Origin of the sequence: Mucilaginibacter kameinonensis (genome assembly GCF_003675385.1) — a bacterium.
Lineage (GTDB): Bacteria > Bacteroidota > Bacteroidia > Sphingobacteriales > Sphingobacteriaceae > Mucilaginibacter > Mucilaginibacter kameinonensis.
The window spans coordinates 902,990-920,346 of record NZ_RCWZ01000004.1 but is presented as its reverse complement, the minus strand read 5'-3'; the positions used below and the strand labels follow the sequence as shown (position 1 = coordinate 920,346).

Annotated in this window: 13 protein-coding genes and 1 riboswitch; of the genes, 8 read left to right on the top strand and 5 right to left on the bottom strand. The window is 42.7% G+C overall.

The genetic code is table 11. The features are described from left to right. Positions 1 to 7: 7 nt before the first annotated feature. A riboswitch (SAM riboswitch) is annotated at positions 8 to 122 on the top strand. A gap of 154 nt (positions 123 to 276) precedes the next feature. After that, entirely contained in the window at positions 277 to 1,722 is a 1,446-nt protein-coding gene (locus EAH55_RS22145) for a DUF3943 domain-containing protein (RefSeq protein ID WP_121811563.1), read from the bottom strand. 238 nt (positions 1,723 to 1,960) lie between these two features. Between EAH55_RS22145 and EAH55_RS22140 the strand changes: the two genes are divergently transcribed. Beyond that, positions 1,961 to 2,365: a transmembrane 220 family protein gene (locus EAH55_RS22140; protein ID WP_121811562.1), complete on the top strand. Its 405-nt coding sequence runs from the start codon at positions 1,961 to 1,963 to the stop codon at positions 2,363 to 2,365. Positions 2,366 to 2,750: 385 nt separating this feature from the next. Here EAH55_RS22140 and EAH55_RS22135 read toward each other — a convergent pair whose 3' ends face one another. Together EAH55_RS22135 and EAH55_RS22130 are read right to left on the bottom strand one after the other, a co-directional pair. Then, a complete protein-coding gene (locus EAH55_RS22135; protein ID WP_121811561.1) occupies positions 2,751 to 3,599 on the bottom strand; it encodes a transglutaminase-like domain-containing protein in 849 nt (282 codons plus the stop codon). Between the two features lie 4 nt (positions 3,600 to 3,603). After that, the gene (locus EAH55_RS22130) at positions 3,604 to 4,341 is read right to left on the bottom strand and encodes a peptidase (protein WP_121811560.1); all 738 of its coding nucleotides are present in this window, start codon (positions 4,339 to 4,341) and stop codon (positions 3,604 to 3,606) included. Positions 4,342 to 5,092: 751 nt separating this feature from the next. Here EAH55_RS22130 and EAH55_RS22120 point away from each other — a divergent pair. Together EAH55_RS22120 and EAH55_RS22115 are read left to right on the top strand one after the other, a co-directional pair. After that, positions 5,093 to 6,097, top strand: a complete 1,005-nt coding sequence (locus EAH55_RS22120) for a nucleoside hydrolase (protein ID WP_121811559.1) — start codon at positions 5,093 to 5,095, stop codon at positions 6,095 to 6,097. Between the two features lie 69 nt (positions 6,098 to 6,166). Continuing rightward, positions 6,167 to 6,391 carry a hypothetical protein gene (locus EAH55_RS22115; protein ID WP_121811558.1) on the top strand — a complete coding sequence of 75 codons (225 nt, stop codon included), beginning with the start codon at positions 6,167 to 6,169 and terminating at the stop codon, positions 6,389 to 6,391. Here the strand turns inward: EAH55_RS22115 and EAH55_RS22110 are convergent, their stop codons facing one another. Next, positions 6,392 to 7,141 carry a YdcF family protein gene (locus tag EAH55_RS22110; RefSeq protein ID WP_121811557.1) on the bottom strand — a complete coding sequence of 250 codons (750 nt, stop codon included), beginning with the start codon at positions 7,139 to 7,141 and terminating at the stop codon, positions 6,392 to 6,394. It lies immediately after the preceding gene. Positions 7,142 to 7,242: 101 nt separating this feature from the next. Here EAH55_RS22110 and EAH55_RS22105 point away from each other — a divergent pair, with 101 nt between their 5' ends. Both EAH55_RS22105 and EAH55_RS22100 read left to right on the top strand, forming a co-directional pair. Beyond that, positions 7,243 to 7,452: a hypothetical protein gene (locus EAH55_RS22105; protein ID WP_091175047.1), complete on the top strand. Its 210-nt coding sequence runs from the start codon at positions 7,243 to 7,245 to the stop codon at positions 7,450 to 7,452. A 13-nt stretch (positions 7,453 to 7,465) separates the two neighbouring features. After that, positions 7,466 to 8,020 carry an arylesterase gene (locus EAH55_RS22100; protein WP_121811556.1) on the top strand — a complete coding sequence of 185 codons (555 nt, stop codon included), beginning with the start codon at positions 7,466 to 7,468 and terminating at the stop codon, positions 8,018 to 8,020. 51 nt (positions 8,021 to 8,071) lie between these two features. Here the strand turns inward: EAH55_RS22100 and EAH55_RS22095 are convergent, their stop codons facing one another. Beyond that, positions 8,072 to 9,118, bottom strand: coding sequence for a sterol desaturase family protein (locus EAH55_RS22095; protein WP_121811555.1), 1,047 nt, complete (start codon positions 9,116 to 9,118; stop codon positions 8,072 to 8,074). A 331-nt stretch (positions 9,119 to 9,449) separates the two neighbouring features. Here EAH55_RS22095 and EAH55_RS22090 point away from each other — a divergent pair, with 331 nt between their 5' ends. The 3 genes from EAH55_RS22090 to EAH55_RS22080 all read left to right on the top strand — a co-directional run bounded on the left by EAH55_RS22090 (position 9,450) and on the right by EAH55_RS22080 (position 17,271). Further along, positions 9,450 to 12,233, top strand: coding sequence for an ABC transporter permease (locus EAH55_RS22090; protein ID WP_244228296.1), 2,784 nt, complete (start codon positions 9,450 to 9,452; stop codon positions 12,231 to 12,233). Positions 12,234 to 12,391: 158 nt separating this feature from the next. Further along, entirely contained in the window at positions 12,392 to 14,821 is a 2,430-nt protein-coding gene (locus EAH55_RS22085) for an ABC transporter permease (protein ID WP_121811554.1), read from the top strand. Positions 14,822 to 14,910: 89 nt separating this feature from the next. Next, positions 14,911 to 17,271 carry an ABC transporter permease gene (locus EAH55_RS22080; RefSeq protein WP_121811553.1) on the top strand — a complete coding sequence of 787 codons (2,361 nt, stop codon included), beginning with the start codon at positions 14,911 to 14,913 and terminating at the stop codon, positions 17,269 to 17,271. The last annotated feature ends 86 nt before the right edge of the window (positions 17,272 to 17,357 follow it).

Below are 17,357 nucleotides of genomic sequence, written 5' to 3'. Positions count from 1 at the left end.
CTTTTATAACTTATCAAGAAAGACTGAGGGAAAGGCCCAAAGACGTCTTAGCAACCTGTACATCCGCATAATGTAAAAGGTGCTAATTCCTGCTCCTGTGCAAAACGGGAGAGAGATAATTATATCTACACCCCACAACCGATCTGATTAAGTGATTTTTTTCTATAGTTTTCAAGTCGCGTGACCGAGAGGATAGGTGGGGGTCCGCAATACCCTAAACGGCAGTTCGAATCTGCCCGCGACATCAAATTTCTCCAACCATTTCCTGTTTATAACTTAAAGGTTAACCCTGTACCGCGTTGAAACCCGCAAATACGGATACGTTTTATCTACGTCGGGATGATTTTTGTAGTTTCCTTCCAGCCTGAAATACCCTGGCTCCGCACCTATGGACAGATCTTTATATACCCGGAAATTAAGTTCACTGGTTAAAGTATGTAAAAAGTAATGTGATTTGTTTCCGTTAATTGTTAACAACCACCCGCCACGATAATTGATACTGTAATAAAATTTATCGCTGATGCTGAACCCCGCACTCCCATTTACGGCGAACCCGGAGCCGTAATCATAATTCCGTCCCCGGTACAAATAAGGGTCAGGCGCGGCCCCTAACAGAATAAAACCTGCACCCACGGCAGTGTTCACTTTAAAGCCATTCAATAATTTAAACTCCGATATTAAATTGGCCTTTACGCTTTGTCCCCCGTAAAAAAAGGCCGCGTTACGTATATAATCATAATTGGCCGATATGATGATCAGGTTTTCTACCTTATCCGACATGGACATATCCCATCCAGCAAGGGAACCATAAACGCTGACCACATTAACCGCGCTGCTGTCATCCTTACCAAATTCGGCGGTGATAGAGATATTGCTGAATGGGGTATGCAGGTTTTCATTCGGCGAACCGTAAAGCAGCTTAGCCCTGCCAAACCAGCCAAAGCGTCCGTGAGTTAACAATCCCTGGTTTTTGCTGTTAAACCTACGTGCGCCCAGGTCAAATTCGGCGCTTACTTTTGATGAGTCATCATGTGATTTATCAGCCATACCAACAACCTTTCCCCATTTACCGTCAATAATGCGGTTGAGCCCGTTCATGGGGTTCACCAGGAAACCAAGTACCTCGCTCGCCTGTCGTTTAAAACCCCGGCGATGATTATTAATGATCTTGTTTGAAAGGCGATAGGTCATCTCACCCAATACGATGCCTCCAAAACTGGTATTGATAAAATCATTAGGGGCAGGAGCCTGGTTTTCAGCAAAAGTTTCCCACAGGTAACTGCCGGCCATAGTAGCCGGAACTGATTGCCAGAAGCTGTAACCATTGGTACGAAAAGCGCTGTAAAACATGCTTCCATGATAGGGATGGCCAAATTGGTTGGTTTGAAAAGGATCGTTATCCCATGTCCAGCTTGTGGGATTTAAATTGTGTCCTGCCGTTTTCCAGGAAATGCGGGCATAATCGGCTTTGGCAATATAGCGGTCATATGTCCACGGCGTAAGTTCGGCAATGCCAAGCTCAAGAACAGCCCGGCCAAAGCGTTTCTTTTTTACCGGATCCGAAAAGCGGGTGGTGGTATCTTGTATCTTACGTACATCAAATATATTAACCTGGGCATGGGCGCTCTTTGCGCAAATAAATATCAAGATCAAAAGAGCGGAGGCTGCAGTTATAAATTTTCGGAGTCGTTGTTTATTAAAATAGGTATTTGTTGAGCTCATATTTTAGCTATATAAGGATGGGCTGCAGAAAGCTATAAAGGATGAAGTGCGATATCTGAAAAAATGTTTGAACAATGTTTAATTAATGTTAAGCAGGCGGAGGCTTAACATTAGAATTGAAAATTTTCAATTGTTTTTTGCCTATAAAAACCGAAACATATTTTCCTATATTTAGCCTTGCTTAACCTGCATATTAGGCGCCGAAACCAGTATAAATTATTGCAATTGCTTTTTACTTATGAAAATCTTCAACATTGTATGGGTTGTACTTTTTATCATTTTCGCGGGTTTACAGTATAATGATCCCGACCCATACCTTTGGATGCCTATTTATTTGTATTGCGCCTGGTTCTGCTACCTTGCAGCTAAGAAGGAATTTTATCCAATAGGATATGCGGTAGGCATCGCCGTTTTTACAGGCTATGCTATTTATAAAATATTTGACAATAATGGCCTCATAGACTGGTTTGAAAATCACCACGCCGAAAGCCTTGTTGAAACCATGAAAGCCGAAAAGCCATGGGTTGAAGAAGTACGTGAGTTTTTTGGATTAGTGATCTGTATAGCGGTACTGGGGGCCAATTGGGTGTATGCGGTGAAAGAGCGCAAAAAAGTATTGGTTAAGAAAAAAGGGAAGAAGTAAAAAAGGATTGTTAGATAGCCTTCTTCAACATCTTCGAAAAACTACTGCATAGGTTATTTTTAAATCAAATCTTAAATAAATAAGCGATGTCATTTCTGACGAACAGACAGAGGAATGTGTGGTAGCCGTGAGGAGAAATCTTATACATCCTGCTTTAAAGTATGTTTAGCGTTTATGCAAGGCGTATAAGACTTCTCTTTCGCCCCTGCATATCAATCTAACCGCTGCTCTATCGAAATGACATTTTCGACACCCTCTTTTTAGTTTTGCCATGCTGAGGTACGAAGCATCTTCTTCGCTCTGTACAGCGACTTTGTCTACTGAAGAAGATCCTTCGCTGTCGCTCAGGATGACAAATAGATAGACGGTTTACAGTGCTTTCCTTTTACAAATACGACAATCCTTTAAACTCACCATCAACGTAATAAAATGGCTCAAAGCCGTCTTCGGCCAGTTCGCAGCTTACCTGCATGGTTGTAAAGGTAACGTCGCCAAAAATGTTGGCTATGGCCGAGTCTGCGGCATCATGACCGGTGGCTATTTTGACCAGGCCGTTTAATGGCACCAGCCGTGTAGCGTCAAACAAGATCCATTTGCCGCCAAGATATGCCTCAAAGCAGGCATGAAAGTCAGCAGGTTTGAGATGATAGGCATAACCTGTAAAATATCTTGCCGGAATAGTCAAAGCGCGGCAAAGGGCTATACCTAAATGCGCGAAGTCCCGGCAAACACCAGCCTGCTCGGTCACTGTATCGAAAGCTGATGTTTGTGAATTAGTTGAACCACTTAAATACTGCACGTTTTTATGGATCCAGTTGGTTAATTCAACTACCTGTTCAAAAGGGTTGGTTATATGCCCAAACATGTTATGCGCAAGGCGATATAACTTGTCCGACTGGCAATATCTACTCGGGTTAAGATATGGCAGCACCGGCGAAGGCAGTTCCGAAACGTGGGTTTCCTGTAGCTCGCTAAAATCGGTTACTTCATAGCAATTATCAACTACTGCCTTGTAAGTGACTTTAATATCGGGTGTATCTGCACTCACATCAAAGCGAACCAAACGGTTTTCGCCCTGCAAGGTTTGCAGTTCTTCAAACTTAATGTAAGGCTCTAAGCTAAATTCTTCGCTTAGTATGGTTTGATTAGGGCTGCGTAATGCATGTATGTTTAAAATCAATGTGCCGGGCGACCGCACCACATATTCCATTTGGGAAAACACATCGAATTTCATGTTATCAGCTTTCTGTTTTTATTTTTTCTAATTTGTTAAATGTCGCGTCCATCCAGTCTTCCGATATATGGTCGAGGGCAAGCTTCAGCTCTTCGGCCCATTGGGTCGAGATGTGTTCCAGGTCTTGCTTGTTATAGCGCTGCTCAACAATATTGAAGCTGTCTTTTTTATAGACAGCCACATCTATAGGGAAATCCACATTGTTTGAACTCACCCTTGTCGAATCGAACGAAAGGAAGCCTGTTTTCAAAGCCAGTTTCAGGCTCGAATCTTCATCAAGGATCCGGTTAAGGATAGCCTTGCCATGGCCAGAATTGCCGATAACCACATAAGGCGCACCTTGTCCCAACTCTACCCAATTCCCTTCGGGATAAAGCAAAAACAGCTTGTGCTCATCGTCATCGCGTAATTGCCCGCCTATGATGGTATTCAGGTCAAATCGCAGTCCAGAGGCATCAAGCGATTCCTTATCTTCCTGGGCAGCGCGTTTCACCTGTTCGCCAAAGGCATTTACGGCTTTGTACATTTTGTTGAACTCGGCTGTTTCCAGGAGTTCATTAAAATAGATCACGGCCTTATCGCGTACCGAGCGCAAACCACTTGTCATGATAAACAGCGAGAAGTGATCTTTTTGTTCTATAGTGATCTTCTTTTTTACAGTAGTATCGGTCCCCGAAGTTATGCGGGTGTCGGCAATGGCCAGCAATCCCTCTTTAACTTTAATTCCCAGGCAATAAGTCATTTGTTTAGCGAGTTCGTTATAAATTAATACCTGCCAAAGTAGTCAAATAATGTGATAATTAACCTTTAAAAAGCCATCGCAGCCTTTTAGGAATTCCTGAAGTTGAATTTGAATTTAATTAACTGCCTTAAGATATAATATCCTATCCTAAAAAGAAAGTTCACAAAGCTTATTTTGCGCAAAAATATTCCTACCTTGTTTAAAATCTATCTCCATGCACTACTCGCAACAGGAAATACAACCGATTTTAACCAACCTCAATAAGAACAAATTTTATGAAAAGTTTTGCTATCAAGACTCCACGTCGAAATATAATTTGAAGTTTTCATTTGGGATGACTAAAAATGTCAAGTTTTCAATACTCCTTATTCAAGGTCACGTACAATTTCTTATAGATAGCGTCGGGGTTAATGAACTTTCTGCGGCTATAGTTAACATGCAGCATTTAAGACAAATTTTAGATACAAAAAAAACTACAATCGAAAATCAATTTAATATGATGATAAGAGATTAAAAAAGCACCCCGACGAGGGACTTAGCTAAAGAACACAATCCATAACTGCAAATGCATAACATGGCTCTTTAAATAATTCGGGGCGGGATCTATATTTTTCTTTTTACCGCGCATTTAATATTAATTGATTAGAATAATCATTTTAATAAATGCGAATTAATTTCTTAGATTTATAGTATCGTAACTTGTTAATAACCAATTATTAATAGTATCTGCCTAAAAATTTTATTGTAAAAAATGAACCTTAGATCAGCATCCCTCACCTTGCTATTATTTTTTACGTTGAGCTTTTCCAAAGCGCAAAAACACAATCCGATCCCTGTTATTTTTGATACTGATATTGCCGGCGATTATGACGATGTAGGGGCGATGGCATTGCTGCATGCCTTTGCCGATAAAGGGGAGGCAAAAATCTTAGCAACGATATCATGCAATGCTTTTGAAACCACCGCGCCAACCATCAGCGTGATCAATACTTATTTTGGCAGGCCCGATATCCCGATAGGGATTGTAAAAAAAGATAAACCCAATAAAGACTGCGCGCAACGATGGGCACAAGCTATCATAGCCGGATATCCGCATAAAATTAAATCAAACAGCCAGGCAGTTGAGGCGGTGTCGCTTTATCGCAAAATACTGGCAAGCCAGGCCGATGGCAGTGTAACCATTATTTCGGTAGGTTTTTTTACCAACCTGGCCGATCTGCTTCGTTCAGGAGCTGATAAATACAGCAAGTTAACGGGAGTGCAGCTGGTAAAACAGAAAGTGAAAAACCTGGTATCTATGGCTACCGGCATAGGTGCTGATGGTAAAACATTTAGCGAGTATAATGTAAATGTAGATGCAGCTTCGGCGCAGGAGGTATTTAAAAACTGGCCTACGCCGATAACCCTAAGCGGTTTTGAAATAGGCGAAAAGATCCTGACAGGAATTAAGCTCACCCATAATTATTCGATACAAAATAGCCCGATAAAGGATGCCTTTCAGATTGCGCTGGACAGGGATAAAAATACAATAGGCCGTAACAGTTGGGACGAAACAGCTGTGTTAACTGCCATCAGAGGGCCTAAGCCCTATTTTACGTACCGAAAGCTTAATATGGAGATAAAGGATGATGGTACCGACGTGGTAATACCCGGCGAACGGTTTTTATATCTTCAGTTTGCCATGGAACCGGGAGCTGTTGCAAAAGATATTGAACAACTGATGATGCATCAGCCTTTAAAAAAGGCCAAACGGTAGTTGCTACTAAAAATACCAACTACTTGGTATTGAATTTTCGGCCGATTGGTGGCACCTTAGTTTTAAATTATGAGCAAACCAATTAAAATTCAGGTATCAATTTTTTGCGAGCCTTGCATCATTTGCGGCAGCAGACCTGTAATTGCACAGGCCAAGGGTAAATTTATAGTGAGATGCGGTGCCAATCCGGATCATTATCAAACTCCGCCGGGTTTGGTTGATATTGCCAACTGGAATAAGCATAATAAGCGCGATGCTAAAATAATTGTACCCAGTCAGCTAAAGCATGGCTGATCATTTAAAATAGCGGGTTACCACGTAGCCGATGGCTTCTTTTATGTACGTTCCCCAACCGGCCAGGGCGCCGGCATTGGGCAGGAAGTCATCGAATGATACGGCAAATCTCCGGCTGGAAAAATTGCATGGGTACGCGATAACATCAACCCCTTGCTTTTTAAATATCATCATAGAGCGGCGCATGTGAAACGCCGAGGTAACCAACAAATAGGGGCCTTTAAGTTTGTGCTGTTGCAGTACTACTTTTGAAAATGCAGCATTCTCGATGGTGTTACGCGATTTGGATTCGCTAAGTATACAACTGTCGGGTACCTGCATTTCCCTAAGTTGCTCCCTTGTCCAATCGCCCTCCCTGAATGCCGAAGGCATCAAAAGACCGTTTCCTCCTGTTACCAAAATATGGCTAACCTGGCCGGTTTTTTGTAACCGTACACCCTGGATAAACCTATCAGCAGCAGCGTTAAAAAAGCCTCCGCCGTTGCCATCATCCGAGCTGAAACCGCCCAGCACAATAGCACAAGTATATTTTTTGTCTGCCGGTACATTTATTTCCCTGATATCCCAGCACCAGCTTACAAAGTTAATTACCAGCGGGTTGGAGAAAATATAAAGTGCAATAATACCGATAAGCAAAAATTTCCGTTTACGTTTTACGTTCTTTGAAAAAAGGGCTATCAGTAAAAATGCAAATACCCATAAAAGCAGGTTCATTATAAATGAAAGCACTTTTGAAAATATAAAAAACATATTGTGGCTATTGTGTTTAAGTACTTCAAATATAGAAGCTTTTAGTAAACCGGGTAACAAACTGGCATTATCATTGTCATATATCAGAAAAGAAAATTAAAATGGGCTTTATCAAAACTCTTGCTATAGGTGCTGCAGTTGCTTACGGCATAAATTACGTAACCAAAAAAGGACCGGACGGTAAATCGATCATCGATAACCTGGTTGACAATGCCCCTGAATGGGCAGATCGCGCTAAAAAATACGGTGAGCTTACTTTAGAGCAAATTGCCGTACGCACTCAAAATTTCAGGGATAACAGCAGGCGTTAACTTACCCTTGCTTATGCATAATATATTATTTTTTGGCGATAGCCTTACGGCGGGCTATGGCCTTAACGATGTAAAAAAGGAATCATTACCTGCACTGATCCAGCAAAGAATTGATGCCGCGGGTTTGGCCTATCATACAATTAACGGCGGGCTCAGCGGTGATACCACTTCGGGTGGCCTGTACAGACTTGACTACTGGATTAACCGGCCTATAGCTGTATTTGTGTTGGAACTGGGTATTAATGATATCATAAGGGGAATCCCGCCCCAAACTACAGCGCATAACCTGCAAACCATAATTGACAGGGTTAAACAAAGGCATCCTCACGATAAGATAGCTTTAATGGGTATGGAGATCCCCGCCTTTATTCCAGGTACATTTGCGGCACAGTTTAAAGCCATTTTCCGAAAACTCTCAGAAGCAAATAACACGGCTTTTGTCCCGTTTTATTTACAGGGTGTTGCCGGTATTGCTCACCTTAACCTGCCCGACAGGCTTCACCCCAATGCCGAAGGCTATAAGATTATAGCCGATAACGTTTGGCCGGTGATAAAAAAGTTGCTGTAAATTAATACTGAATGTGTTGGCTTTAGGCTTTAAGCATTCTGCTTTCAGCTTTTATACCACTTCTTCTTTTTTACCCTGCTCTACAGTTTTCTTTTCCTGTTGATGATCTTTTGGCTCAAGCGATTCAAAGTAGGCCTTTTTAACTACGGTTGTCATTTTATGATCGCCGGTATGGCTCCAGCCGGGAGGCATGATGATGTACAGGAATTTGTTTTTGATACCCGGGGCCTTGCGCACATCTTTAGCCAGGGCTATGATCTCGCCAAAGTAAGCATCTAAAAAGCTGTTTTTAATCATAGGCCTGCTGATGCCATATTCAATAGGGATTTTGCGGTCTTCATTTTGGAAAGTACCAAATATTTTGTCCCATATAGGCAGCAGGTTGCAAAAATTGGTATCCATATATAATGGGTTGCGCGCATGGTGTACCCTGTGGTGCGAAGGTGTAAGAACAATGTTATTCAAAAAGCCAAGGCGACCGTCTTGAATAAGGTTTTCGCCGATATGGATCATTGATCCCCAGAAACCATCTATAAACATGATCACAAACAGCATGGGCGGGTTTACCCCAAGTAAAATGCAAATGCTGGTGCGGATGAGATCGGCATAAGGTGCTTCAAGGAAAAAGTGCGCGAAGGTAACCGAAAGGTTCATGCTTTCTGGTGCATGGTGGGTTGAGTGCAGGCACCATAAGATCCTTACTTTATGCGCAAGATAATGGTACCAGAAATGCGCGAACTCCCATACGATATAACCGTAAATGAACCAGTACCAGGTAAATGTGGTTTTAAATATCGCAAACCTTGAAAAAAAGCCGATACAGAAACCCACCATAGCTATGGATAGTACGCTGCCAATAAAAGCATTAAGCACATATGTCCAAAACGAGATCTTATAATGGATCACTTTGAATTTTTTATAAAAAGCGCCCCTGATGATCTCGAATACCAGGAGTACAGGCAGCATGGGCCCCAATAAGGCTGTGATGCCATCATAGGTGAGCAGTTTGCCGTAATCGCCAGATTTGACGATGTCGTATAATCCGCCTAAGCCAAAAAATCCTGTAATATGATCGTATATCGCTTTTAAAAAATCCATTTTGAAAAATTAGGTTAACCGGTAAAAGGTTTTTCCAAATCTATAAATTTTATTTGTATGTATGTAGGTACATGTTACTTTTTTTAGAAAATAACGTCTCTTTAAGTGTGTTGTAAATGAGCGTAATGCTTTAAGCTTTTTAACAGCCCGTAACTCGGGTAACTATGCAGTTTGTTATAAAAGCGGACGCAGCATGTACGCTTTCGTACAGTAATACTATTTGTTTTTGTTTAAATATCTGATAGTTAATAAGTTGTATAAATGGCACATGTTTTATTTAGTAACTGTAGTTGTGTACTGCCTTTTGATAAACTGATAACCTGTTTGGGATATGAACTTAGATGACCACGTTTGGAACCTGGCTTCAAAGAAGTTGGCCGGCGAAGCTTCGGATGAGGACTTGCGCGAGCTGAACGCTTTATTGGCCGAAAATCCCGAACTGCATAGTCAGTTAAAGTTGATGTCTAAATGGTGGGATGAAGGAGAAGAAAAGCCTGAAAATACCAGCTCAGCCTTATTTGGCAGGATCCAGGCCAAGATCAAAGACATTGAGGTTGGTGCTTCGCCCCAACCTGCAGTTGGAGAGTCATCCACGGTTAAGAAGTCAGTGCACAAACAGCCTAATTATAACAGCGATAGGGAATTAAAATCATATAGTCCGTTTTTTAACCGTACAGCCATGATCAAAAATTATCTGAAAGTAGCTTTTAGGCAGTTGCGTAAGCAAAAGATGTATACCGCTATTAAAATTGGTGGTTTCGCGTTTAGTATTGCAGCCTGTCTTTTAATAGCCCTGTACATTCGTGACGAGCTAAGCTTTGACAAAAGTTATCCTAATGCCAATAATATTTATCGTTTAATTGGCGACTATCACGATGGCGGTTCGCACGAAAAAGGTGTCGACTGGCCTTCGGTTATGGGGAAAGTGATTAAGCAGGATTTTCCAGAGGTGGAAAAATCGGGCCGCCTGATGCCTAATTCGCTTTTCTGGGGTGCTGGCAGCAATGAACTGAAGCGAGCGGATCAGGCCGATAACACCCATGAGGAAGGTTTTGCCTATGCCGACCAGGGCTTGATTGATATTTTGAATGTGCCCATGGTTTACGGCGACCCTAAACATGCCCTGACAGAGCCTTTGAGCATAGTGATCTCGAAAAGCAAGGCCGATAAATACTTTCCCGGTCAAAACCCGATAGGCAAAGTGATCTACCTAAATAATAACAAAACCAAGCCTTTTAAAATATCGGCAGTAATGCAGGATATGCCGCATAACTCGCATCTGCACGAGTTTAAGTTTTTGTTGACTCTTGCCGGGGTTGAATTCTGGAATGGTGAGCAAGCCACCTGGGATGCTAACAATTACCATATTTATATGGCCTTGAAACCCGGTACTAACATAGCTCAGTTTGAAAAAAAGGTAAGCACCAATATTCTTAAAAACTACTATGTGCCCAACATGACCAAAAATGGGGATAAGCGGGCGAGCCGGGTAATGGATATTTTTAGCATGAAGCTGCAAAATATCCAGGATATCAACCTGCGTTCTTACGATATCCATGATGGCATGTCGCACGGGGATATGAGGTTTATCTGGTTGTTTGGCGCGGTAGCAGGCTTTATTTTGGTGATTGCCTGTATCAATTTTATTAACCTTTCAACCGCCAAATCGGCCAACAGGGCCAAGGAGGTAGGTTTGCGTAAGGTTGTTGGTTCGCAACGGAGCGGCTTGATCAGGCAGTTCCTTACCGAGTCATTACTATATAGCTTTTTCTCTTTTGTTTTAGGCTTGATATTGGCCTGGGTTATGTTGCCTTACTTTAATATTCTGGCATCCAAATCGCTGCATATGCCATGGGCACAATGGTGGCTGGTACCTGTGGTATTGGCTTCGGCTTTCCTTATCGGCATTATAGCCGGTATTTATCCCGCGTTTTACCTGTCGGGCTTTAAACCGGCTGATGTGCTGAAAGGCAAACTAAGCACCGGCAGCAAAAGCTCGGGCCTCAGAAACGTGTTGGTAGTTTTTCAGTTTACAACATCAATTATCCTTATCATAAGCACCGTAGTTATTTACAACCAGATGCAGTTTATTCTGAATAAAAAGGTGGGTTTTGAGAAAGATCAGGTTGTAATGATTCAGGGTACAAACACGCTTGATAACCAGGTGAAAGCGTTTAAGAATGAGCTGGTAAAACTTCCTACAGTTAAAAGCGCTTCTATCAGTGATTTCTTGCCGGTATCAGGTACCAAGCGTAATGGCAACCAGTTTTTTAATGATGGCAAGCAAAAAACGGAAGCCGGCGTTGGCGGCCAGTTTTGGGATGTTGACCATGATTACCTGAAAACATTAGGTATTAAACTGGTGGCAGGCCGTGACTTTAACCCTGATATGAAAACTGATTCGCAGGCGGTGATCATTAACCAAACCATGGCGAGCAAACTGGGGCTCAAAAATCCGATAGGTAAAAAGATTGTCAATTACGGGGCTGGCAGAACTATTATTGGTGTGGTTCAGGATTTTAATTTTGAATCGATGCGCGATGGCATAGAGCCGATGGTACTCCACCTGGAAGCCAGCGAATCAATAGTGTCTGTAAAAATAAAAGCAGGAGATGTAAAGAACGCCCTCGCGCAGATCACAACTACCTGGAAGCAGTTTGCTCCTAACCAACCAATCCGCTATACTTTTATGGACGAGCGTTTTGCCAGCATGTATGCCGATGTACAGCGTATGGGGCGCATCTTTACCAGCTTTGCGGTATTGGCTATCATCATAGCCTGTCTTGGCTTGTTTGCTTTAGCCGCCTTTATGGCCGAGCAACGCAGCAAGGAAATAGGTATCCGTAAAGTGCTGGGCGCTACTATAGGAAACATCACCACCATGCTATCCATGAATTTTGTGAAACTGGTATTCATCGCCATTTTAATAGCAACGCCGATAGCCTATTACGCCATGACACAATGGCTACAGGATTTTACCTATCGGGTAGAGCTGAAGTGGTGGATGTTTGCCCTTGCAGGCGTAGCGGCTATCATGATAGCGCTGGCCACGGTAAGTTACCAAAGCATAAAAGCCGCGTTAATGAACCCGGTAAAGAGTTTGAAAACGGAGTGATTGGATTTCGGAATTAAGAAATGATAATACATGTAATTGCGAGGGGGAACGACGAAGCAATCGCATGATATACAGAGCGGCCCTGCTTCCGTGCGATTGCCACGCTTCGCTCGCAATGACATATTTGAATGAACCATTGAACGAATACACCAAGTAAAATGATAAAAAGTTATTTAAAAACAGCATGGCGGTTTTTGTTAAAAAACAAAACCTTTAGTTTAATTAACATAGTGGGTTTGGCTACTGGTACGCTTTGCTGCCTTTACATTTTGCTGTATGTGCAGGATCAGTACAGTTACGATAAACAACATAAGGATGTTAAAGATATTTATCGCGTCACCACCGCGTTGGAACTAACCGGTGACAAACATAATAGCGCCACCAGTTCGCCGCCGATTACTCCGGCTATGAAGAACGATTTTGGCGAGGTATTGCAATATACCCGCCTGGTAACTACCGAAGGCTTTGGCGCTAAACAACACCTGTTGCGCTACAAGGAAAAATCATTTTATCAGCAGAACGCAGCTTATGTTGATTCTACCTTTTTTGATGTATTTAACTTTCATTTTGTTAGCGGTAATGCTAATAAAGTATTGTCAGAACCTTATACCATTGTACTGCAGAAACCTGTTGCCGATAAACTTTTCGGCGCTGAAAACGCGGTAGGGAAAATGATCTCTATTGACAACTCATTTGGTAAGCATGATTTTAAGGTTACCGGGGTGGTAGATGAGAGTGCAGGCCAGTCGCACATTAAGGTGAGTATGTTTTTAGCTATGAACAGTGGTGGCTTAGGCCAGTATGTAAGACAAAATACTGCCTGGGCGGGCAATAACTTTTTATACGCTTATGTAAAACTTCGTCCGGATGCCAATGCTGCCGCGCTTGAAAAAAAGCTCCCCGACTTTTTAAATAAATACGGTGCCGAGCAACTGAAAGCCATCGGCATGAAAAAGGTATTGCACCTGCAGCCGGTAACCACCATTCATACAACGCCCGGCCACGAGCATGAGCTTACCAAAACGCTTGATCCGGCATTTCTGTATATCATGATATTGGTAGCCGTGTTAATTCAGGTGGTAGCCTGTATTAACTTCATGAACCTTTCAACCGCGCGTGCATCAAAACGGGCTAAGGAAGTTGGCGTGCGTAAGGTAATAGGTGCCGGCCAGGGCGATTTGATGAAACAATTTTTGGGCGAATCATTTATGCTCACACTCATTGGCGTGGCTATAGCCCTGCCATTGCTGATAGTACTGCTTCCGTTCTTAAATCAGGTAACCCATACCGATATTCACTTATCATTTTTTAGCAATTACAAGCTTTGGATAATGCTGGTATGTATGGTAGTGGTTACCGGCTTTGTGGCGGGCAGCTACCCGGCTTTTTACCTGTCTGCATTTAAAGCCATTAAAGTTATCAAGGGGAATTTTACCAATCATATTTCGGCAGCAGGCATTCGTAAATCATTGGTGGTATTCCAGTTTGTATTGTCGATAGTACTCATAACCGGCATTATTGTGATATATAGCCAACTTAACTTCGTGAAGAATAAAGATCTTGGCTTCGACCAGAACCAGAAGCTGATCTTTAATTTTTATACCGAAACCACCCAGGGCAAAATGAAAAATTTTGCAAACGATTTAAGGCAGCTGGCTGGGGTAAAGACCGTAAGCAATGCCGATAATTACCTGAGCCAGTTTGTACCTCACGACCATGGAGTTTATACCGCAGGGGGCAACATGGCTACTGCTACCGACGCCCAAAATATTGTTACCGATGAATTTTTTGCCAAAGCAAACGGCATTAAAATAATTGCCGGCAGGGATTTCCGTATAGGCGATACTACCCGCGTACTTATCAATGAAACTTTATGCAAACGATTAGGAATAAAACCCGACGCTGCTCCGGGCACCCGACTTTATACCCAATATGCACCGGATCCGGTAACCTTTGTTGAGGTGGCCGGTGTAATGAAAGATTTTAATTACAACTCCCTGCATATGGAAGTAAAGCCATTTATGTTGGTTTACCGGAACGATCCGCGGCAATTCAATGTAATGGTAGTATCAACCAGTAGCAAAAACTATAAATCGATGCTTGACAAAATGGAAGGCCTGTGGCGAAAAGACATTGCCGATGCGCCATTTGAATATTCGTTTTTAGATGCCGAAGTACAAAAGCAATATGAAAGTGAAGTTACCCTGTCGCAAATCATCAACTCCTTTACGCTGATGGCTATCGTGATTTCCTGCCTTGGTTTGTTTGGCCTGGCAGCATTCAGCGCCGAGCAGCGCAGCAAAGAGATTGGCGTACGCAAAGTACTTGGAGCCAGCGTAACCGGTATTGTACAGCTGTTATCAAAAGATTTTGTAAAGCTGGTACTGATAGCACTTGTAATAGCCACTCCAATTGCCTGGTGGGGTATGAGCAAATGGCTGCAGGCCTTTGAGTACCGTGTGAATATTAGCTGGTGGATGTTTGCCCTGGCCGGTATACTGGCGTTGGTAATAGCCCTTATCACGGTAAGCTCACAAGCCATCAGGGCAGCAAGGATGAACCCGGTGAAGAGTTTAAAAGCGGAGTAGTTTAGTCACTCCGTCATTTGCTTCGCGTCATTGAGTCATTGAGCGGGCAAAATGAAATAATGACTCAATGACCTAATGAATGAAATGTCATGTTAAAGAATTACATTAAAATCGCGTTCCGCAATATTGTTAAAAACAAGGTGCATGCCTTTATTAACATTGCGGGTTTATCGGTAGGGATGGCGGTGGCTATGCTTATCGGTCTCTGGGTTTGGGATGAGCTGTCGTTTGATAAGTACCACAGCACCTATAACCGTGTAGGGCAGATCATGACGAGCCAGAAGGGTAATGACGATGTGATAACCTTCCGGTCAACCGTGGTGCCATTGAGTGCCGATTTGCGTACCCGCTATGGCAGCGATTTTAAACATATTTCTCTTTTCTGGCCGGGGGCGCATATCCTCGCTGTAGGTGATAAAAAAATAACACAAACCGGTGGCTGGGCCGAAGAGGGGATGCCGGCAATGCTGGCGCTGAAAATGGTTAAGGGTAGTTATACCGATTTTAAAGATCCATCGTCAATGATCATGTCGCAGTCGGTAGCTAAGTCGCTTTTTGGTGATGCCGATCCGCTTAACAAAACCATTAAGGCTGATAATAAAACAAACCTTAAAGTTATTGGCGTTTATGAAGACCTGCCACGTAATACTTCGTTTTACGAAACAAGGTTCCTGATGCCTTTTTTTAACAAAGACAACTGGTGGAGTACACAAACCGCTGCCTGGGATAACCATGGCTGCTCGTTGTATGTTCAACTGGCAGATAATGCTGACTTTGATAAAGTTTCGGCCAAAATACGCAACGTTACCAAAGCCCATTTTAAGCCTTTTGATGAAACTATACAGGTTCATCCCATGAGCAAATGGCATTTATACAGCGAATTTAAGAATAGGAAACCCGTAGGCGGCCTTATTGAAATGGTTTGGCTGTTCGGTATTATCGGTGTGTTTGTATTGCTGCTGGCTTGTATCAATTTTATGAACCTGAGCACAGCCCGCAGTGAAAAGCGGGCGAAAGAAGTGGGTATCCGGAAATCTATTGGTTCATTACGTTCACAGCTAATTAATCAGTTCCTGAGTGAATCTGTCATGTTTTCCTGCCTGGCATTGGTAGTTACCTTCGGAATAGTTTTGATAGCGTTGCCGTCATTCAATCACATCGCCGATAAGCAGATAGCGCTGCCCTGGGGTAATGCATGGTTTTGGCTGATGCTTTTAAGTTTTACGTTATTTACAGGGATCATAGCAGGAAGTTATCCGGCTTTTTATCTATCGTCATTCGAGCCTGTGAAGGTGTTAAAGGGCACATTCAAGGTTGGCCGTTTAGCTTCAATGCCCCGTAAAGTATTGGTGGTGGTGCAGTTTACGGTTTCAATAATGCTCATCATCGGCACCATTGTTGTTTTCAGGCAGATTCAATATGCCAAAAACCGGCCTGTTGGTTATTCGCGCGCGGGACTGTTAACTATCGACATGAATACCCCTGAAATTTATGGGCATTATGAAGCCATGCGCAACGACCTGATCCAAACCGGAGCTGTTGAAGATATGGCCGAATCTAACAGTACAACTAATGAGATATGGGCACGCAACGGCGGTTTCGAGTGGGAGGGTAAAGATCCTAAGTTTGAACCTACCTTTGCATCAATTGCTGTAACTTATGATTATGGAAATACTGTAGGCTGGAAAATTATCCAGGGACGTGATTTTTCAAGAAGTTTCCCTACGGATACCGGCGGCTTTATTATGAACGAGTCGGCAGTAAAAATGACAGGCATTAAAAACCCGGTAGGCAAGGTGATCAAATGGGGAGGTAGGCCTCATTTGGTTACCGGAGTTGTTAAGGATATGATCATGGAATCGCCCTATAACAAACCTGTAGCTTCCATATTTATGATGATTCCGGGTTGGGTTAACTTTATAACCCTGAGGGTTAAACCAACCATGCCAATGCAGGAAGCATTAAAAAAGATAGAGCCTGTGTTTAAAAAATATAATCCCGGTAGCCCCTTCAATTTTAAATTTAATGACGATGAATATGCGAGCAAGTTTTCGGACGAGCAGCGCATCGGCAACCTGGCTACTATTTTCGCGGTGCTGGCTATATTTATATCATGCCTTGGTTTGTTTGGCCTGGCCTCGTTTGTAGCTGAGCAGCGTATTAAGGAAATAGGAGTGCGCAAGGTACTCGGCGCATCGGTAGCCAACCTTTGGCGCTTGCTCTCGACGGAGTTTGTGGTATTGGTTACCATATCGTTGTTTATTGCTATACCGGTTGCCTATTATTACATGAACAACTGGCTGCACAGGTATGAATATCGGTCGGCCATAACCTGGTGGATCTTCGCGGCATCAGGAGTGGGTGCTATAGTAATCACATTGCTAACCGTAAGTTATCATGCCATAAAAGCGGCACTGGCTAATCCGGTGAAGAATTTGAGATCAGAATAAACTTTTCATTGAGTCATTCGCTTTGCGTCATTAAGTCATTTTTGTATGACGATAACCAAAACAAAATGGAGCAAAAAAATGACTTA